Origin of the sequence: Mucilaginibacter aquatilis (assembly GCF_009755275.1) — a bacterium.
Lineage (GTDB): Bacteria > Bacteroidota > Bacteroidia > Sphingobacteriales > Sphingobacteriaceae > Mucilaginibacter > Mucilaginibacter aquatilis.
The window spans coordinates 356,165-376,155 of sequence record NZ_WQLA01000001.1 but is presented as its reverse complement, the minus strand read 5'-3'; the positions used below and the strand labels follow the sequence as shown (position 1 = coordinate 376,155).

Here is a 19,991-nt window from a genome sequence, read left to right as displayed (position 1 = left end):
CTAATTGCAAATAACTTGCTTTGAATTCATATGTACTTAATATTGTTGTAGCCGTTGGGCTTTTTGCTTTTGCAGCAGCATTTGCACTATTTGGTGTATATGCCGAGCGTAAGCTATCAGCCTTTATACAAGACAGGCTTGGGCCAACCGAAACAGGCAAATTTGGTTCGTTGCAAACCCTGGCTGATATTCTTAAAATGTTGCAAAAGGAACTGATAACTCCTGCTGCGGCTGATAAAGTTTTGTTTGCGCTGGCCCCAATGATAATTTTTATATCGGTATACCTTGGCTTTGCTGCATTGCCATGGGCGCCCGAGGTAGTTCCATCAAAAGTAAATATCGGGTTATATTACGTGTTTGCCATTGTCTCTATTGAAACACTAGGCATTTTGATGGCAGGTTGGGGTTCTAATAATAAGTACTCTATTCTAGGTGCTATGCGTTCAGCGGCACAAATCATATCATATGAAATACCCGCAGGTTTTGCAATTATAGCCGTGGTAATGATCAGTCAAACGCTCGATTTGCAGCAGATATCTTTACAGCAGGGAATACTATCTTCAGAGAAAGTGAAGTTTTTAGGTTTGTGGGATGTTACCCATACAGGTGGCTTGTTAAGCTGGAATGTATTTAAAGCACCGCATCTTATAATTGCGTTTGTTATTTACTTCATCGCATCGCTGGCAGAAAGCAACAGGGCACCGTTTGACATACCCGAGGCAGAATCAGAACTGGTAGCAGGTTTTCATACCGAGTATACCGGCGTACGTTTTGCGTTGGTGTTTTTAGCCGAGTACTCCATGATGTTTATGGTATCGATGGTTGCCGTTGTACTCTTTTTAGGTGCATGGAACACTCCGCTGCCAAATATTGGTGCAGTAAAACTGGCCGACTGGACCACCGGTATTGTTTGGGGCATACTATGGACACTGATAAAAAGCCTTGCGCTGGTTGGCGTTCAAATGTGGATACGTTGGACGCTCCCGCGCTTGAGGGTTGATCAGTTGATGAACCTGTGCTGGAAAGTACTTACACCGCTTGGCTTTTTATGTATGGTTATATCGGGCTTATGGCGCTTATGGGTAATGTAAGTGCAGAAGTCATGATGTGAAAAGATAGGTATTTGTAAATTGTTTATTGAGTTCCGCAAATTCGGAAGGTGATAAGAAAACGTGTTGTTAAAAAATACATATAACGCTTTTATAACTGCCTGGCAAGGCTTAACGCTTACCCTGCGTCATATTGTGGCGGGTAAAGGCAAAAGGTCTATGACGCCTGTAAAAGCAAAGAATTATTTTGCCGAGTTAGAAAATAAAACCAATACCATACAGTATCCTAAGCAACAATTACCAATCCCGGAGGTAGGGCGCTACCAGTTGGATGTTGAAATTGACGACTGTATTGTGTGTGATTTGTGCGCCAAAATATGCCCGGTTGATTGTATTGACATTAAATCAATCAAGGCAACGTCAGCCTACGGTCAAACGTCTGACGGTTCAAAGAAAATGCTTTATGCCGAGACCTTTGATATTGACATGGCTAAATGTTTATACTGCGGCCTGTGCACGGTAGTGTGTCCAACGGAGTGTATTACCATGACCAATCAATATGACAGGAGCGTTTACCAGCTTGGCGATTTAACTTACAGTTTTTCAGATATGAGCCCCGAGCTTGTGCAGGAGAAAAAGCAGGAGTATGAGCAACAACAGGCGGCCAAGCTGGCTGCCAAACAAGCTGCACTCAAAGCAAAGGAGGGAGGAGCATGACTTTGATAACGGTTATGTTTTACCTTATGGCAGCAATCGCATTAGGCTCGGCTTTATACGTTGCAGCAAGTAAAAATTTAGTGCGTTCGGTATTCATGTTCTTTGTTACCTTGTTTGCGTTGGCAGGCCTATACGTACTTTGCCTTGCCGATTTTGTGGCTATTACCCAAGTTGTGGTGTACGTAGGCGGTATTTTGGTACTTATTCTTTTTGCGTTTATGCTTTCGGGCCGCGAGTTGCTTTCGGGGTTACAGCAGCAAACTAATCGTTTAATAGCCATTAACAAGTTACCCGCATTAATGCTGGCAGTGTTGTTTTTTATAGTGTTAGTGAACGTTTTTTTAAAGGCGAATATTGATAATGCCAGTTGGATAAGCCAATCAATAGCTCAAAAAAATGTTATTACCGTAACCGATGTAACAGTAAACGGCATTGGCGTAAATCTCATGACCAACTACCTTTTGCCGTTTGAGGCTATATCAATATTATTGTTGATGGCCTTGGTTGGAGCGGCACATTTGTCACGCAAGGAGGGCGAGGCTGCATGATCACCCTAACGCATTATCTTGTTTTAAGTGGAGCATTGTTCTGCATTGGCTTGTATGTAATACTGGCCAAGCAAAATGCAGTGCAAATATTAATAGGGGTTGAGTTGATGTTAAATGCTGCAATTTTAAATCTGGTTGCTTTTGGCCGGTTCGACAAATTAAACAGCAGCGGACAAACCTTTGCTCTTTTTGCCATTGTACTAGCCGCAGCAGCAACGGCTGTAGCTTTGGCCATTGTGCTTAATGTTTACAGGCGTTATAAAACTATTGATCCGGGCAGAATCAACGAATTGAAAGACTGATGAAAAAAGCAATATTTTACTTGTTCGTACTAACGGTGGCGTTTGGCTTAAAAACACAGGCTCAAACTACGCTATCCAATCAACCTTTGTATGTGGTTGATGGTAAGGTGTTAGAAGGTACTACCAACGACGCATTATCAGCCATTAACCCAAAAGATATTGAATCTATTAACGTGTTGAAAGATGCATCTGCTACGGCAATCTATGGTTCACGCGGGGTAAATGGTGTGGTGTTGGTTAACACTAAACCGTTCACTATTAAAACAGCGCAGGATAAGCTAGGGAAGTTTTCTTCAAAATACAGAAGTTACGTGAAGGATAATCCTGCAGACAAGAATCTTACTTTTTCAATAAACGGAAAAGTAGTAAATGACACTACCCGCATAGTGCCTAATGAGGTTATATTACTTAAGGCCGATGCTATCCACAAAGTTGACTTTGAAAAACCGAAACGCAATAACAAAGGCTCGGTAAAAATCACAACCATTCCATAACCTTGAATCACGCGCTCTCAAATATTGATGTACAAACCATAAACTTTGCCCTTGCAGCAGTTTTACTGCCATTGGTAGCAGCGTTTATTAACCGTTTGCTGCCTGCTAAAAGCGGCAAGGTTTCTGGGTGGATATCGGTGCTGGCTATTGTAGCAGCGGTATCTTTATCAATAGTGGTTTTTAGCCGTGTTTGGAACTTCAAGCAATTGCATCAGCAGTATTTATGGTTTACCATAGGGCAAACGCCGGTCTATGTTGGTATGCTGCTCAATAACCTTTCGGTGTTTATGTTATTGCTGGTTACGGTAATTGCTTTACCGGTGCATATCTATTCAACAGCCTACATCAAGGCTGCCGAGCAAAAGCGCTACTTCACTTATTTAAGTTTGTTTTGTTTCAGTATGCTTGCGCTGGTGGTGGTTGATAGCGTGATCATGCTGTACGCCTTTTGGGAACTGGTAGGCTTTTCATCTTACCTGCTCATAGGTTTTTGGTTCACTAAAGACAACGCTGTTCAAGCAAATAAAAAGGCATTCATCATTAACCGCATAGGTGATATCGGTCTTTTATCGGCCATTATTATCTTGTTTACACAATACCACACTTTTGATTTAATTCAGCTATTTGGTGAGCATGGCTTAGTCATCAAATCTGCAATACAAAATGGCCTTTGGACGGCACCTGCTGGTGAATTGCCTGCAGTGTGGCAATATGTTGCCTTTATTGGAATCCTGCTTGCAGTTGCAGCAAAATCAGCCCAGTTTCCATTACATACCTGGCTGCCAGATGCTATGGAAGGGCCAACCTCCGTATCGGCCTTAATACACGCTGCAACCATGGTTGCAGCAGGCGTATTCTTGCTGGGCAGGGTGTACCCTATGTTCAATAATACCGAGCTTGATATTTTAGCAATAGTAGGGTGCTTTACGGCTTTTATGGCGGCAACAATAGCACTTACCCAAAACGATTTAAAACGTATTCTGGCTTATTCTACCATATCGCAGTTAGGCTATATGATTATGGCAATGGGGGTAGGAGCCTACGCTTCTTCGTTATTCCATTTAGCTACGCACGCGTTCTTTAAATGTTTGTTGTTTCTGTGTGCAGGTGTGATAATTCATGAAGTGCAGCATATAAAAGATGAGCACGCCCTTGATATCGACCCTCAGAATATTTTGTACATGGGTGGCCTTCGCAAAAAAATGCCGGTTACTTTTATTGCAACATTAGTGGGTTGCTTAGCGCTTGTAGGTATCCCCTTAACATCCGGCTACCTATCTAAAGACGGTATTTTAATACAAGCTTTTGAATGGGCCGAAAACCGCAGTTTGGCTTATAAAATTATACCCATAACCATTTTGCTCACCAGCGGAATTACGGCATTTTATGTAGCACGTTTAATGTTTAAGGTATTCTTCGGTGAGTTTAAAATTAAAGAAATATTGCCCAACGTGCACTTGCACATTAGTGATGGCAGCTGGAATTTCAAAGCGCCGCTGATCCTTTTGTCACTGTGCAGCCTGTTTCCATTATTTTCATTAAATCCGTTTTTGTACGAGCATGCATGGCTTTTTGAAGGTTTTTCACCGTCGCAGCACATGGCGCGTCAAAATAATTACCATACCATAATACCAATAGGCGTTAACTTGCTTTGCGTTTTTGTAATGTATTGGGCTTACGCAGTGTACATACAGCAACGCAAGCTGGTATTCGGGCAAAAAAACTTCTTTTTCAAGCTATCATATAACCAGTGGTACATTGATGCTTTTTACCGCAACGTGATAGTCAATACCGTACTTGGCTTTGGTCGTTCACTTTTTATGTTAGACCGCAAGGTTATTGATGGATTCATCAATTTGCTACAGCGCATTACCGCAGCTTTATCATCCCTTAGCGCCTGGACAGACCGTTACCTTGTTGATGGCTTTTTACATAGTGTGGCCTTGTTAGTTAAAGGTGTAGGTAGCTTCTTTCGCTCGTTTCAGGGTGGAAAGGTGCAATACTACCTGTTTAGTATGCTGGCAATTATTTTAGCCGTGTTTATATTTAAATTATTGATCTGAACCTGATGAACGTACTTACGCTGTTTATATTCATCCCCGCGCTATTTGGCTTGCTCATACTGGCCTTACCATCGTCAATGCGGCAAAGCTTCAAGTATATCACTCTTTTTGCTACGCTGGTGCAGCTTGCTTTAAGCGTATACCTGTATGCTAACTTTCAAACAGGGGCAGCACATGCGGGTATAAGTAACGAGAGCCAGTACCAGTTTGTGCAAAAAACCGAGTGGATTGGTATTAACCTGGGTAACGCAGGCCGCATGCAAATTGATTACTTTGTTGGAGTTGATGGCATATCAATACTGCTATTGGTGATGAGTGCCGTGGTGATGGTAATTGCAGTGCTTGCATCATGGGAGATAAAGGACAACTTAAAAGGCTTTTTTGTGCTTTTCCTGATGCTGGATATGGCCGTAGCAGGTGTATTCTGTGCGCTCGACTTCTTCCTGTTCTATTTATTTTACGAGCTGATGCTGCTGCCGCTGTACTTTTTGATTGGCATGTGGGGCGGTGTAAGGCGCGAGTATGCAGCTATAAAATTTTTCCTTTATACACTTTTCGGTTCAGTGTTTATGCTGCTGATTATGGTGGGGCTTTACCTGTCAGTAACAGACCCGCAAACAGGTAACCATACTTTCAACATTATTCACATGATGAACCCCGCAAATTATCAGTCGGGTTCGGTATTTGCACTGGCTGGCAATGCAACGCTGCTGGGGATACCTGCAAGGGTAGTAGGCTTTGCTGTACTCTTCATTGCCTTTGCTATTAAGGTACCTGTGGTTCCGTTGCATACCTGGTTGCCTGATGCGCACGTGGAGGCACCAACGCCTGTATCAATCATATTAGCAGGTGTGTTACTTAAAATAGGTGGTTACGGCATCATTCGTATTTGTATGGGCATCTTCCCCGAGGTTGCTGTGCAGAGTTCGTTTTGGGTAGGCTTACTTGGTGTTGTATCTATTTTATATGGTGCGCTTAATGCCCTGGCCCAACGCGATTTGAAACGCCTTATTGCCTATTCATCAGTATCGCACATGGGTTTTGTACTTTTAGGTATTGCCTCGCAAACACCTGAAGGTATGAGTGGTGCCATGATGCAAATGATCAGTCACGGCTTTTTATCGGCTATGCTGTTCTTCCTGGTAGGCGTGGTTTATGATCGTGTACACGACCGTGATATATACAACTTCAGAGGTTTAGCAACCGTTAACCCAGAGTACACAACTTACGTAATGATTGCGTTTTTTGCTTCACTAGGTTTACCCGGTTTCTCTGCATTTATTGCCGAGGCATTTACGCTGGCTGGTTCATTTAAATCTATATTTATTCCTAAGTGGATGGCAGTTTGTGGTGCTGTAGGTATATTGCTAAGTGCTGCTTACTTTTTATGGACATTACAACGCATGTTCTTTGGCAAAGAACTCCTTAAAGGCGGACAAGCATGGAAGGATGCCTTAACCGGTTTAAAACTTCGTGAAAAGATAGCCTTGTTACCATTGGCTGTTTTTGCGTTGATGTTAGGTGTAATGCCCTCACTGGTGTTTGGTAAAATAAATGATTCGGTTATTGCTTTAGTACAGTTTTTACAGCCTAAATAAAAATGTTGCCTGCATTTAAATTCTTTTATGGAATAATGCACGCTACTGCATCCTGTGGTTGTATAGCGCCTCAAATGGCGTTGGTACAACTCACAAAATGTATTTATTTAAGCAACAAAACCATGTCTAAACAATTTTTAACTTCAATTTTTCTGTTCGTATTAGTTTTTGCTGCCAGGGCCGATCAAAAGGTGCCCACCAAAGTGCAAAAGGTGACCGTGTTTTTAAACGGTGCTCAGGTAACACGCACGGCAACAGTAAATGTAGCCGCTGGTACATCAACCTTAAGGTTTGAAGGTATATCGCCCGATATTGATGTGCAGAGCATACAAGTGAAGTCGGCCGGTGATTTTACTATCCTTTCGGTAAAGCACGAGCTCGACTTTTTGAACCAGCAAACCAGACAAAAGCGTGTAGAAGAATTACTGGCGCAGCAGGCACAGCTACGGCAAAAAATACAGCTGCAAAACAGCACGCTTGCTATCTATAAAGAAGAAGAGAACATGCTCATAAAAAACCAGGTAGTAAGCGGACAAAACAGCAACCTGGATGTTGTTAAACTAAAACAGGCACTTGACTTTCAAACGGCTCGACTTACCGAAATACGTAAAAAAGAGATAATAGTAAATAATGCTATTGCGCAGTTAGATGCCGAAATGCAGAAATACAATAAGCAGATATCTGATGTTAATAAAGGCAATACTCGTGCAACAAGTAATGTATTAGTCACCATATCATCAAAGGCGGCTTTAAACTCAGTATTTACGCTTACTTATGTGGCGCGAAATGCCAGTTGGTTTCCAACTTATGATATCCGCGCTAAAAACATCAATAGCCTAATTACGGTTGCTTACAAGGCTAACGTTAGCCAGCAATGCGGCGAGGATTGGAGCAATATTAAACTTACGCTTTCAACCGGTAACCCAACAGCCAGCGGCAGTAAGCCTGAGTTACAACCTTATTACCTTAATTTGGGTATGGTGTATGCTGGTCAGGCTTTGAGCATTACCAACGTTACCGGCGTTATAACAGGCGTAGATGATGGCAAAGCGTTAGCTGGTGTAACTGTAAAGGTTAAAGGTACATCTATAGGTGCAGTTACTGATGCCAACGGCAGGTACAGTATTCAAATACCGCAGGGAGGCCAATATCTGGAGTATTCTTATATTGGATATGAGGTTGTGGAAAGATTTGTAACCTTACCGGTTATCAATGTATCGTTGAAACCAGCTACCGAATACTTAAACGATGTAGTTGTTATTGGTTACGGACGTTCAAATAACCAATACAAAAAGGAAAACCTGGCCGCACGTACACCAGGGCTTATGCTTCGCGGAACGTCGTCGATCTCTACTAATCCGCTGGTGGTTCAAAAGAGTGAAAATCAAACCAATGTTGAATTTACAATAGCCAATCCTTACAGTATCCCAAGTGATGGAAAGCAGTATTTGGTTGAAATTAACCAGCTAAACATTCCGGCGGAGTATGAGTATTACACAGCACCTAAGTTGAGTACTGACGTTTTCCTTACCGCCAAGCTGACAAATTGGAATCAGTATAACTTTTTATCGGGTGAGGCTAACCTGTTTTTCGAAGGAACATTCATCGGTAAATCATTACTAAATACAAGCTCAACTGCCGATACGCTTAACTTATCATTAGGAACTGATAAAAATATTATTGTAACCCGTACCTTGCAAAAGGATTTAAAAGACAGGGGAGGCCTGCTTGGATCAAACAGGAAAGAAACCCGCGACTGGCTTATCAGCGTTAAAAACCGTAAAGCGCAACAAGTAAAGTTATTGGTTGAAGATCAGCTTCCGGTAGCACAAAACTCGGCCATTGAAGTTGAAACGCAGGAAGCATCAGGCGCAAAGGTGGATGCCATAACCGGTAAAACATCGTGGGCATTTGATCTCAAGCCTCTTGATGAGAAAAAATTAAGGCTTAAGTACCAGGTTAAATATCCTAAAAATCAAAACGTAATAGTTCAGTAGTAAATAAATGCAGCAGTATTTGCCATATATAAGTAACAGTTTAAATGATACACTTGACAGCTTAACACTGTTCAGGCCCGAAATAGCTTTGGGTATATTGTTCCTGTTAGTAATGATGGCCGATTTAATTTATCGTAAAAGTTTTGGAGCCGTAGGGCGCATGCTGGCTTGTGCCGGCATGCTGCTCGTAATGGCTGCCGACTTAGGTGTTGATTTAACGCTTGATAACCGCACGCAGCTCTTATTTAACGGTAATCTTTTAGTGCATCATGATAATATTGTGTTGCGAATGATTATTGATTCGGTTGCATTTTTGTTATTGCTTTATATACCATGGGATGATGATTTAAAAGCGCATCCAAAAGGGCTTGGCGATATGTATACCATTATAACAGGCTCAGTTTTGGGTATGCATTTAATGGTTATGTCGGCCACGCTTTTAACCATGCTCATATCAGTTGAGATGGTTTCGCTGGCATCATACCTGCTCGTAGCATACAGGGGCGGTAATCGTTTAAGCGCCGAAGCCGGCTTAAAGTATGTGTTATTTGGCCTTGCAGCTTCGGCTGTAATGCTTTACGGTATCTCGTTATTTTATGGCTTTGCCGGAACCATTAATCTATTTGATGCCCGCTTATTTGATCAGTTGCAACAAGCTGATAGCGGCATGGTAATGTTAAGTATAGCGCTTATACTGGCAGGTATAGGCTTTAAATTGTCATTAGTTCCGCTTCATTTTTGGGTGCCTGATGTTTACCAGGGAGCAAGCACACCAGTAACCGCATACTTGTCAACCCTACCCAAAGTTGCCGGTTTTGGGTTGCTTATTACATTTTTAACGCCATTTATCTCTACATCTTCTCATAGTGGATTTGATTTCAGGCTGGTACTATCTATAGTTGGCATTATTACGCTGGTTGCCGGTAACTTTGCTGCTGTATGGCAGCAGAACATTAAACGCATGATGGCGTATTCAAGCGTAGGTCATAGCGGTTTTGCGCTCATGGCTATTGTAACCTTCAGCAGCCAGGGTATTGATGCTTTAAACTTCTATCTGGCCGTTTACGCGCTGGCTAACTTAGGCGTGCTTGCGCTGGTTAGCTACTTTGCAAACGCTCACAATGCACACACGCTTGACGATTTGAAAGGCCTTGGCTTTAAATACCCCATAGCATCAGTATGTTTTGTTATTCTGCTTATATCGCTTACGGGTATCCCTGTTTCGGCAGGCTTCAGTGGTAAGTTGTTGGTGTTTTCTTCCGTATACGCGGTATATCAGGATGCGCAAAACCCATGGCTTTTGGCCTTACTCATAACTGGTGCAGTTACCACCGTGGTTTCATTGTTTTACTATATCAAAATACCGCTATACTTATTCCTTAAAAAAGCAGATGCCGATGTTGGTGAACACCCGGCAGTGTCTAAAAACATGCTTTCTATGATTGTAATCATCAGCGTTGCAATTTTACTGTTAGGTATATTTCCTCACTTCCTGTCAAACCTCATGTAAGCATTTTGCCATTGTTTAAGCTGTCGTTAATTAAACATCGGTATCGTTGTTTTAATGCTTTTAAATGACATTTGGCGGCAAAACAACTCAGAAAAAGTGTTACCTTCGTGGCTTCATTTCAAATCATGAGCGATCAGATCAAGCATGAATGCGGTGTTGCTTTTATCCGCCTGAGAAAACCCCTCTCATACTATCAGCAAAAATATGGTACGGCACTTTATGGCTTAAACAAGCTATACCTGCTAATGGAAAAACAACATAACCGTGGCCAGGATGGCGCGGGTGTTGCAACCATTAAACTGAACGTTGAACCTGGTAAACGGTACATTAGCCGTCACCGTTCAATGGCCAGTAACGCAGTGGCCGATATTTTTGAATACATCCAAAAGAAATTTGCCGATGTTGAGAAAGAGTATCCTGAAAAAATGAAGGATGCTGAATGGCTGAAAGAAAACATCAGCTTTACCGGCGAAGTGCTTTTAGGGCACCTCCGTTACGGTACTCACGGTAAAAACAGCATCGAAAACTGCCACCCGTTTCTTCGTCAAAACAACTGGATGACACGTAATTTGGTTATTGCCGGTAACTTCAACATGACTAATGTTGACGAGCTGCTGCAGCAATTGTACGAATTAGGTCAGCATCCAAAAGAAAAGGCAGATACTGTAACTGTTTTGGAAAAAATAGGGCACTTTCTTGATAGCGAGGTGCAGGGTTTGTTTGATCAGTTTAAGCGCGAGGGTAATGACGACAATATCCAGATCAGTAAAATGATTGCTGATAGTATGGATGTTGCAAAAATACTCCGTAAATCGGCCAAAAACTGGGATGGTGGTTATACCATCGCGGGTATTTTAGGTCATGGCGATGCTTTCATTATGCGCGATCCATCAGGCATACGTCCGGCGTTTTACTATTACGATGATGAAATTGTTGTAGCTACTTCTGAGCGTCCGGCAATCCAAACAGCTTTCAATATTCCCTTAGATCAAATTCAGGAGATTAAGCCTGGTCACGCGCTTATTGTTAAAAAGGATGGAAGCGTAAACGAAGAGCAGTTTAGCGAGCCAAAAGAGAAAAAATCATGTTCGTTTGAGCGTATTTACTTCTCACGTGGCAGCGATGCCTCCATATACCGTGAACGTAAGCATTTAGGCCGTTTACTATGTCCTCAAATTTTGGAAGCAGTAGGCAATGATGTGAAAAACACTGTATTCTCGTACATCCCTAACACTGCCGAAATTGCTTTTTATGGCATGGTTGAAGGGGTAAATAAATACGTTAAACAATACCAGCGCGACCGCCTCCTTAATCGCGAGGATAAGATAAGCGACGAAGAGTTAAGCGAAGTACTGAGCCTTGCTCCTCGTGTTGAAAAAATTGCTATTAAAGACGTTAAGCTACGTACCTTTATCACACAGGATGCTGACCGCAGCGAGATGGTAGCTCATGTTTATGATACCACTTATGGCCTTATTAACAAAGGTGCCGATACTCTGGTGGTACTTGATGACTCCATTGTACGTGGTACAACGCTTAAGCAAAGTATTCTTAAAATTTTAGACCGTTTGGGTCCTAAAAAGATAATCGTAGTTTCTTCGGCCCCGCAAATACGTTATCCGGACTGTTATGGTATCGATATGTCTCGTATGGGTGAGTTTGTGGCGTTTGAGGCTGCAGTAAGCTTACTTAAAGAAACCGGACAGGAAGATATATTGCTGGATGCATACCAGAAAGCCAAGGCATCGGCCGAGTTGCCAAAAGAGGACGTGCCTAATTATGTTAAAGCCATTTACGAGCCGTTCACTGATCAGCAGATATCTGACCGTATAGCGAAAATTATAACCCCTAAAGAAATACAGGCAGAAGTACAGGTAATTTATCAAACATTAGATAACTTACACACTGCATGTCCTGATCATTTGGGTGATTGGTATTTCTCCGGAGATTATCCGACTCCAGGTGGAAATAAGGTTGTAAACCGTGCTTTTGCCAACTGGATGGAAGGTAAAAACCAGCGCGCTTACATGTAATTATTGCATTTAAGTATTTAGCTTAATATTATACAGCCCCGGTAGCAATGCCGGGGCTTTTTTGTTAGTATAAGGGAGTTAAGGAATGAACTAGAGTTTGCTTTTTGTCACAAAACTTATTTGTTAATACCAAAAAGTAATTGCGTTGTTATACACCTGTTAAAACAACAAGCACTATGGAAACAAAAAACAAAATAGCTTTAGTAACCGGCGGTAGCCGTGGCTTGGGTAAAGACATGGCCTTGCGCATAGCCGAAAAAGGTTTGGATGTAATTATAACCTACAACAGCAAAGCAGAGGATGCCGAGGCAGTAGTGGGCCAAATAAAGCAAAAAGGGCAAAAGGCCGCAGCCTTGCAACTTAATGTGGGCGATACAGCCAGCTTTAATTCCTTTATAGACAACGTAAGAAAGCTGTTAAGCACAGCTTTTGGCGCCGATAAAATTGACTACCTGGTTAATAATGCCGGTGTGGGCGCATATGTGCCTTTTGAGCAAATGACCGAAGATACATTTGATGATTTGTTGAACATTCACTTCAAAGGAGTTTACTTTTTAACTCAAAAACTGCTGCCTGTATTTAATAATGGTGGCGGCATCATAAACATATCTTCAGGTCTCACCAGGGTAAGTATGCCGGGCTCATCTGCCTATGCGGCCATGAAGGGCAGTATTGAAGTATTTACACGCTACCTGGCAAAAGAACTTGGTGAGCGCGGTATAAAAGCTAACGTAGTGGCACCAGGTGCCATCATGACTGACTTTGGCGGCGGCCGTTTGCGAAGCGATCCGGAGCGCCAGAAAATGATAAGTAGCGTGACTGCCTTAGGGCGCCCGGGCGTGGCAGAGGACATAGGCGGCGTTGTAGCATTTTTATGTACCGAAGATGCAAGATGGGTTAATGGCCAGCGTATTGAAGCGTCGGGCGGTATGATGATTTAATTAGGCTATGAATTATTGCCAGTGCATTGTGGTGAGTATATCATTTATATTGTACTGGCTTTTAATTTTATAAAGTTTTGCCTAATCGCCAATAGGAAAAAATATGTAATGTGTAACCAGCTTATCAAAAATTACAAATGCTGCTATGATAAGCGCCGCTCCGGCCACATAGTTAAGTTGATGAACTAGTTTGAATGATATCTTATCACGCAGTTTGTTAGCGTAAAATGCTTTAAGCGTATCCATACCAAACTGAATACATAGTATGGTTAAAAACATTACACCTATTTTAAGTTGCCTGTTGTGCACACCTGCATGAAACATGGTACTTGCTGTACCAATAACCGTAATCCAATGAAATAAAAGCGTTGGATTAAATATGCACATCAAGAAACCCTTGAAAAAATATCCCGCCCTGTTTACCTTGGCAGGAGTGTGCGAGTCATAATCAATTTCGGGCTTTTTGGTGAGATAATGAGTGCCTATAATCAACAAGATTACGCTGCCTATAACACCCAGCCACACTTTAGCCGAGGCAGGTACCTCAAAAAACTGCGAGCCGAAAATGATGGCTCCTACAAACACTACATCACTGCTAACAACCCCTAATGCTAATGCTGCACCGGCTTGAAAGCCCTTCTCAATACTTGTTTTTATGAGGGCAAAAAATACCGGACCCGTTATAAAGGTGAGTACCAGTCCAATACCTATTCCCGAAATAATAGCTTCAATCATTATACAGGATTAATTTACCCGCGGCGAATATGCAACTTATATGTTAAACAAAAAAAGGTAATAATGTTGTTGCCAAGTTGTAAATGTAATGGCTAAAATTTTCAAAAAATTATATTATGTTAGCAAAAATTAAATCCCAATTAACCACCGCTTAACATGGAATACAAAACCAACAAAAATTATGGCTCAGCCCTTTATACGCTTATAACCGTATTCTTTTTCTGGGGCTTTTTGGCCGCTTCAAATGGTATTTTTATTCCGTTTTGTAAAGCTCACTTCAACTTATCGCAATTTGAGTCGCAGCTTATAGATTTTACTTTTTATGGTGGTTATTTTATTGGCTCGCTCATTTTATACTTTGCATCACAAGCCAGTAAGGTTGATATACTGAATAAAATAGGTTATAAAAACGGCATTATTTACGGTCTTATCATATCGGCTGTTGGTGCATTAGGCATGGTTCCGGCTATTGGTTCGGGTCAATTTGGTTTTATCCTTGCTGCGTTTTTTGTAATTGCCATCGGATTTTCGTTACAGCAAACCGCAGCTAACCCATTTGTAATTGCATTAGGCGAGCCCGAAACAGGGGCGCATAGGCTTAATTTTGCTGGTGCAGTAAACAACTTTGGTGGCTTGATGGGGCCTATAATTGTAGGTGTAATGCTTTTTGGTACAGCATCAAACGCGGGCGGTGGAACAGTTGAAATATCAGCCGTTAACAACCTGTATTACATTTTAGCAGGCCTGTTTGTGGCCGTTGCTATCTTCTTTTGGAAGTCAGATTTACCCAAAGTTACCAGCGATGAGGAGATGGAGCAAAGCACCAAGGCTAACAAGCCCTTACTGGTTATCTTTGTCGCCTTCTGTTTAATTTTAGCAGCCGGGCCACTCAGCAACGCTACTAATTTATCGCAGGCATATTTTGTATACCTTTCTTTAATCATCATTTTAACGGCACTTATAAGGGCTCTTTTAGCCGCACGTAAAGACAGCCGTGGATGGGGTGCTATGCAGTATCCGCAGTTAATTTATGGTATGCTTGCAATCTTCACTTACGTAGGTACCGAAGTAACCATTCAAAGTAACCTTGGCGCGCTACTGGTTCTGCCCGAATTTGGCGGTTATAACGAGTCGGCCATAGCCCCGTTTATCTCTTTATACTGGGGTAGTTTGATGATTGGCCGCTGGGCTGGCGCCGTAGGAGCCTTTAAGTTAAAGCAATCAACCAACTACATATTAACAGTACTGATGCCGTTTGTGGCATTTGGTATAATTTTGCTGGTAAACTACCTTACAGGTGCCAACATTAGTCATTTATACCCTTATGCAATTTGTATAGCTGTAATGATAGCAGCATTCTTTGTAGGTAATCAAAAGCCTGCTCGCACGCTTACCGTGTTCGGCTTGTTGGGTGTTGTTTTTATGCTTATTGGCTTATTTACTACAGGTATTGTGGCTACCTTTGCGTTTATAAGCGGCGGCCTTTGCTGTTCAATTATGTGGCCTTCAATTTTTGCTTTGTCGGTAACCGGCTTAGGTAAGTACACCAGCCAGGGTTCAGCGTTTTTGATTATGATGATTCTAGGTGGATCAATTATTCCGCCGGTACAAGGCATACTGGCCGATACCAGCGGCATTCACTTATCATACGTGGTACCTGTTTTGGGTTTTGCTTACCTTGCATTTTTTGCCTGGAAAGTGAGTGGCGAGTTGAGGAAACAAGGCATTGACCTTGATCATGTGGAGGCGGCAGGCGGCCATTAATAAATAATGAATAAACTTTCTTTCGATCAAATATTTATGAACCTGGCCGGCGATTTGGCCAGGCGTTCACATTGTGTTAAGGCACAGGTAGGGGCGGTGCTAACTAAAGACACGCGCATTATATCAGTAGGATATAACGGCCCCCCGGCAGGTACACATAATTGTGATGAAGAATGGCCGGAAAGCGGTTGCCCGCGTGATGCCCGTGGAAGCTGTTCACTAGCTTTGCACGCAGAAGAAAATACTATACTTTATGCGGTAAAAAACGGGGCTAAATTAGATGGTGCTACCATGTACACCACGCTATCGCCCTGTTTACCATGTGCAAGGCTCATTTATTCGGCCGGTATAACCAAAGTGTATTACCAGCATTCATATGCGCTGTATAAAGGCCTGCCTAGCGATGAAGGGGTTGATTTCTTAAACCGCTTTGGAGTTGAGGCTGTAAGGTTTACGCCTGATGCTGAAAACGCTACTTTTTAAGGAATGGTTCAACCTTAGCTAAGGCAAAGGCTAACTGCTCTTCGGGAGTAATGTTGGTATTATCGAGAATGATAGCATCGGCAGCACGCATTAAAGGGCTTTCTTTACGTGTGGTATCTGAATAGTCGCGGTGTGCAATATTTTCAAATATCTCCTCCAGCGTAACATCCGGATTAGTTGATTGCAGCTCTTTGTAACGGCGTTCGGCACGCACTTTAGGGTCGGCAGTCATAAACAACTTTACTTGAGCATTTGGGAACACGGTAGTGCCAATATCCCTTCCATCCATCACAATGTTTTTTGACTTACCCATGCGTTGCTGTTGGGCAACCATCTCTTTACGCACTTCGCGTATGGCCGAAACAGGGCTAACCATAGTTGATACAGGCATCAAACGAATTTCGTCAGATACTTCCTCGTCGTTAAGCGTAATATGGGTTTGGTAATCGCGCGAATGAAAGTTAAGGTGTATATTCTTTAAAGCTTCAGCAACTTCATCGGTATTGTTGATGTCAACGTTATTACGTAAAAAATAAAGGGTAACGGCCCGGTACATAGCGCCGCTGTCTACATAAATAAAGTGAAGTTTTTTGGCTAAGGCTTTGGCTAATGTGCTTTTTCCGCACGACGAGTAACCGTCAATAGCCACCACAATGTTCTTGCTCATTACAGCGGTAAAGGTACAAAAAACCCAACTAAGTTAACTGTGAAAAAGCAACGGGTGCGTCACAGTTATATAGTACACTATCGATACTGTAAGGAATACTAGTGATGTGTTTTTTTGGTGCGCCGTGTTGTGGAATTAAGATTTTATTATTTGTAGCTGATGTACATTAATACACTTAATTTTGAGTGATGAATATTTTTAAGCCTGATTTACAAAGAGAGATTACCTACAAAGCATCGCGCAGCGGTGGCAAGGGCGGGCAGAATGTTAATAAGGTTTCAACCAAAGTTGAGTTGTTATTTGATATTACCAACTCGCTATTGTTTACTCCTGATGAGAAGGAGCGCTTGTTAATCAAACTGCAAAACCGGCTGAATAAAAACGGTGAGCTGCAAATTATAAGCGAAGAAGAACGCAGCCAACTAATGAATAAGGAGCGTGCTTTGGATAAGATGATTGTAATTTTAAAAGATGCACTTTACATACCGAAAGTGCGTAAGCCTACAAAAGTAAGTAAGCAGGCCAAGGCAAAAAGGTTGGAAGCTAAACGTATACAGTCTGTAAAAAAGCAATTAAGAAGAAGTGGTATGGAGTAGTGTTGTATAGATAAATACAAATAAGTAAAGGCTTAATAAAAAAGAGGCTCATCTGTACAGATAAGCCTCTTTTTGTTGCTTTGGTTTAACTATATCTTTTCTGTAATGCTCCAGTCGGCAGGATTTACCCAATAAGTTTCGCCGCCTACTGACACTACAAATTTAACATCGAAATAAAATTGAATATACCCTTCAAAGTCAAATGAATTGCCATTGTAAGTGCCTTTAGCTTTATATGGAATGCGTGCAGATTGAAAGCCTGTTGGCGCAAAGAAAAGATCCTGTAAGATAAATTCATTGTATTGATCAATATTCTTTGCTTCACCGGTTTTGCTGTCATATTTAACATGCGAATTTTGCTTTCCGTTGATGGTTACAGCTCCAAAGCTTCCTAAGGCAACATAATCTTCTTTAACGGTCATTTCTTCGCGTGCAGCAGCGGTTTCCTTTATGGTGTGAATACTGTCTCTAAGTGCGTATCCATTTAAAACATTATTACCGCCGGTACAAAGGTAAGTAAGCTTTAAAAAGCCTTTTACAGTTTGGGTTAAGCCGTTTGAAGATACGTAGCTGTTGATAACAGAATCGGTTGATGAGCCGCACGCAGGCTGCACAGAACGCTCAGTATAAAGCGACGTTCCTTTTTTTGAAGCAATGGCTTTTGTGCCGGTTTGATTGAAACTTTGATAAAGGCTTTTACCTATCTGCAAGGCAAACTCTTTTTTGCTTATCGTTTTATCATTGGCCTGCTCCCCTTTTTTGCATGATGCTGTAAATAATACAACTATTAGTGCTATGAGCGTAACAAGAACGTTAATTGATTTCATTTTATATATGACAAGTGGTTGATATTAAGGCAAAAATATAAAATAATAATTGAATTTTCCTGCACTCGGTGCAGATGTGTTAAGTGTAGTTATTATTACTTGCCAAATCTGTAGGCCACGTTAAGTGAACCCCATTGATGTGTACTGTAACGCTGTGTTTTTACATCGCGGCTATGCACAGCAACTTCAAAACCCAGGTTTACGCGCTTGCCCGAAAAACCTACACCAATTTGATGACTTAGCATCAAAGGCTTTGGCTCGCTGGTGATTTCCATACTACCAGCATCATCTTTTTTATTGATCAATGCACCTTGGATAGTGGCATCATAAACTACCACATTGATCATAGGTTTATAGTAAAAAAACAACTCCCGCTTATGCAGCGGTGCAATGGCGTTACGGGTAGCTGTACTTTGTGTGCTGTATGAATTAAATAGCTGGTTAAAGTTGCCCAGCCTAACCATGGGGCCAATGCCTGCGTTGTTGAACGCTGTACCTGCATTAACGTAAGCAAAGGCCGTTAAATCGGCCCATTGATTACGCAGCAAAAGGCGGTTATAATCAAGCGACAAATTGATTACCGGCGTGTTCCTTATTTGGTATTCCCAACCGCTTAGCTCATAAAAGCCAAATGTATCATGAATTACCTGTTGCGCCTGTTTGCCTTTTGCCGCCGGACCAACTACGCCTACCTGGGCACCAATTTTAAAGTTACTCTCGTTGCGGTATAGTAAATTAAGTGTTGCCCCTGCGTACAAATAACCGGCAAAGGGCCTGTCAATAAAACTTGGTTGCGGCCTGTTGTTTGCATCATTTATACTGCCCGATATAGGGTTAAATATTTTTTGGCCAACCTCAATACCCAGCACTTTATTTACCAGCTTGCCATTGGTTTTAATTTCCATACCACGGCGATAGTAAATAAATAAGCCGTTGGTGTAATACCTGTCTGAACCTTGCGCCAAGAAAGAGTCATTGTCTGACTGGAAACCAAATTCCAGCGTTCGTATTTGCGCAGATGCTGATAGCGCACAGGCGCCTAATAAAAAGCTAAGAGCTAATTGTTTGAAGTTCATCGGGCCAATTAAGTGTTCTAAAATAACAAAAGCCGGGTACTTTACCCGGCTTTTGTATTTATAATTATGACTTGCTTAAAATGTATAACCAAAACTCAACCCAAAATAGTAAGGAATAAAGTTTGATTTATTAAAAATAGGATTTAAACTGGCCCTAAAATTAAAGCCGCCGTCAATTGGCTGATAACGGTAACCAAAGGTCATGGTGCCAATGGTAGTAGAGGCATCATCAAAAACAAAAAAATTGTCATCGTTATTACTTCCTTTGGTACTAACAAATGTTGCACCCAAGCCAACTTCAAAGTATTTGCCCTGTTTTCCTAACAAATAATTTATCTGAACCGGGAGGGTAAGTATCGAATTATTATCGGCCGATAAGTAACCTGCTCCTGCACGCGCGCCCCAACCATTACGTGCTTTACTAAAACGGGTATCATAATTAGCTGAAAAAAGGAGACCAGGGCCTGCAAGTTCAGCATATACGCTTTGAGCCCTTGGGCCTTCTTCAATTTGAGCTTGAATAGGATTGTTAATCAAGCCACACAACAGCAGTGTAAGTAAAGTGATTTTGGATAGGGTTTTCATTGAGTG

At 41.8% G+C, this 19,991-nt stretch carries 19 protein-coding genes; 14 read left to right on the top strand and 5 right to left on the bottom strand.

Annotated features, from left to right (window positions below):
• Positions 1–20: 20 nt before the first annotated feature.
• From nuoH to GO816_RS01740, 11 genes are all read left to right on the top strand, one after another.
• Positions 21–1,091, top strand: coding sequence for an NADH-quinone oxidoreductase subunit NuoH (gene nuoH, locus GO816_RS01790; protein ID WP_157539639.1), 1,071 nt, complete (start codon positions 21–23; stop codon positions 1,089–1,091).
• A gap of 81 nt (positions 1,092–1,172) precedes the next feature.
• Positions 1,173–1,766 carry a 4Fe-4S dicluster domain-containing protein gene (locus tag GO816_RS01785; RefSeq protein WP_317163571.1) on the top strand — a complete coding sequence of 198 codons (594 nt, stop codon included), beginning with the start codon at positions 1,173–1,175 and terminating at the stop codon, positions 1,764–1,766.
• Between the two features lie 26 nt (positions 1,767–1,792).
• The gene (locus GO816_RS01780; RefSeq protein ID WP_232336465.1) at positions 1,793–2,314 is read left to right on the top strand and encodes an NADH-quinone oxidoreductase subunit J family protein; all 522 of its coding nucleotides are present in this window, start codon (positions 1,793–1,795) and stop codon (positions 2,312–2,314) included.
• Positions 2,311–2,616: an NADH-quinone oxidoreductase subunit NuoK gene (nuoK, locus tag GO816_RS01775; protein ID WP_157539636.1), complete on the top strand. Its 306-nt coding sequence runs from the start codon at positions 2,311–2,313 to the stop codon at positions 2,614–2,616. The genes GO816_RS01780 and nuoK overlap by 4 nt, the downstream gene beginning before the upstream one ends.
• Positions 2,616–3,110 (top strand): TonB-dependent receptor plug domain-containing protein, encoded by a 495-nt coding sequence (locus GO816_RS19000; protein ID WP_157539635.1) that lies wholly within the window; start codon positions 2,616–2,618, stop codon positions 3,108–3,110. The genes nuoK and GO816_RS19000 overlap by 1 nt, the downstream gene beginning before the upstream one ends.
• Positions 3,111–3,112: 2 nt before the next feature.
• Positions 3,113–5,173, top strand: a complete 2,061-nt coding sequence (locus tag GO816_RS01765; protein WP_232336464.1) for an NADH-quinone oxidoreductase subunit 5 family protein — start codon at positions 3,113–3,115, stop codon at positions 5,171–5,173.
• 5 nt (positions 5,174–5,178) lie between these two features.
• Positions 5,179–6,771, top strand: coding sequence for a complex I subunit 4 family protein (locus tag GO816_RS01760; protein WP_157539634.1), 1,593 nt, complete (start codon positions 5,179–5,181; stop codon positions 6,769–6,771).
• Between the two features lie 122 nt (positions 6,772–6,893).
• Complete coding sequence (locus GO816_RS01755) at positions 6,894–8,768, top strand: mucoidy inhibitor MuiA family protein (protein ID WP_198171395.1); 1,875 nt, start codon at positions 6,894–6,896, stop codon at positions 8,766–8,768.
• 7 nt (positions 8,769–8,775) lie between these two features.
• Entirely contained in the window at positions 8,776–10,278 is a 1,503-nt protein-coding gene (locus GO816_RS01750; RefSeq protein ID WP_157539632.1) for an NADH-quinone oxidoreductase subunit N, read from the top strand.
• Between the two features lie 125 nt (positions 10,279–10,403).
• Positions 10,404–12,311, top strand: a complete 1,908-nt coding sequence (locus GO816_RS01745) for a class II glutamine amidotransferase (RefSeq protein ID WP_157539631.1) — start codon at positions 10,404–10,406, stop codon at positions 12,309–12,311.
• A gap of 176 nt (positions 12,312–12,487) precedes the next feature.
• The gene (locus GO816_RS01740) at positions 12,488–13,252 is read left to right on the top strand and encodes an SDR family NAD(P)-dependent oxidoreductase (protein WP_157539630.1); all 765 of its coding nucleotides are present in this window, start codon (positions 12,488–12,490) and stop codon (positions 13,250–13,252) included.
• Between the two features lie 81 nt (positions 13,253–13,333).
• On the opposite strand, the gene GO816_RS01735 is transcribed toward GO816_RS01740, so the two are convergent.
• Positions 13,334–13,987, bottom strand: coding sequence for a LysE family translocator (locus GO816_RS01735; protein WP_157539629.1), 654 nt, complete (start codon positions 13,985–13,987; stop codon positions 13,334–13,336).
• A 156-nt stretch (positions 13,988–14,143) separates the two neighbouring features.
• On the opposite strand from GO816_RS01735, the gene GO816_RS01730 reads away from it, so the two are divergent.
• Together GO816_RS01730 and GO816_RS01725 are read left to right on the top strand one after the other, a co-directional pair.
• Complete coding sequence (locus tag GO816_RS01730) at positions 14,144–15,751, top strand: MFS transporter (protein ID WP_157539628.1); 1,608 nt, start codon at positions 14,144–14,146, stop codon at positions 15,749–15,751.
• A 6-nt stretch (positions 15,752–15,757) separates the two neighbouring features.
• Complete coding sequence (locus GO816_RS01725) at positions 15,758–16,234, top strand: deoxycytidylate deaminase (protein ID WP_157539627.1); 477 nt, start codon at positions 15,758–15,760, stop codon at positions 16,232–16,234.
• Here the strand turns inward: GO816_RS01725 and cmk are convergent.
• The gene (cmk, locus tag GO816_RS01720; RefSeq protein WP_157539626.1) at positions 16,224–16,901 is read right to left on the bottom strand and encodes a (d)CMP kinase; all 678 of its coding nucleotides are present in this window, start codon (positions 16,899–16,901) and stop codon (positions 16,224–16,226) included. The two genes, GO816_RS01725 and cmk, sit on opposite strands and share 11 nt — an antisense overlap.
• A gap of 188 nt (positions 16,902–17,089) precedes the next feature.
• Between cmk and arfB the strand changes: the two genes are divergently transcribed.
• Positions 17,090–17,497 (top strand): alternative ribosome rescue aminoacyl-tRNA hydrolase ArfB, encoded by a 408-nt coding sequence (gene arfB, locus GO816_RS01715; RefSeq protein ID WP_157539625.1) that lies wholly within the window; start codon positions 17,090–17,092, stop codon positions 17,495–17,497.
• A gap of 89 nt (positions 17,498–17,586) precedes the next feature.
• On the opposite strand, the gene GO816_RS01710 is transcribed toward arfB, so the two are convergent.
• The 3 genes from GO816_RS01710 to GO816_RS01700 all read right to left on the bottom strand — a co-directional run bounded on the left by GO816_RS01710 (position 17,587) and on the right by GO816_RS01700 (position 19,985).
• Entirely contained in the window at positions 17,587–18,324 is a 738-nt protein-coding gene (locus tag GO816_RS01710; protein ID WP_157539624.1) for a hypothetical protein, read from the bottom strand.
• A gap of 95 nt (positions 18,325–18,419) precedes the next feature.
• Positions 18,420–19,400, bottom strand: coding sequence for a lipid A deacylase LpxR family protein (locus GO816_RS01705; RefSeq protein WP_157539623.1), 981 nt, complete (start codon positions 19,398–19,400; stop codon positions 18,420–18,422).
• A gap of 75 nt (positions 19,401–19,475) precedes the next feature.
• Positions 19,476–19,985, bottom strand: coding sequence for a hypothetical protein (locus tag GO816_RS01700; protein WP_198171394.1), 510 nt, complete (start codon positions 19,983–19,985; stop codon positions 19,476–19,478).
• Positions 19,986–19,991 lie beyond the last annotated feature (6 nt).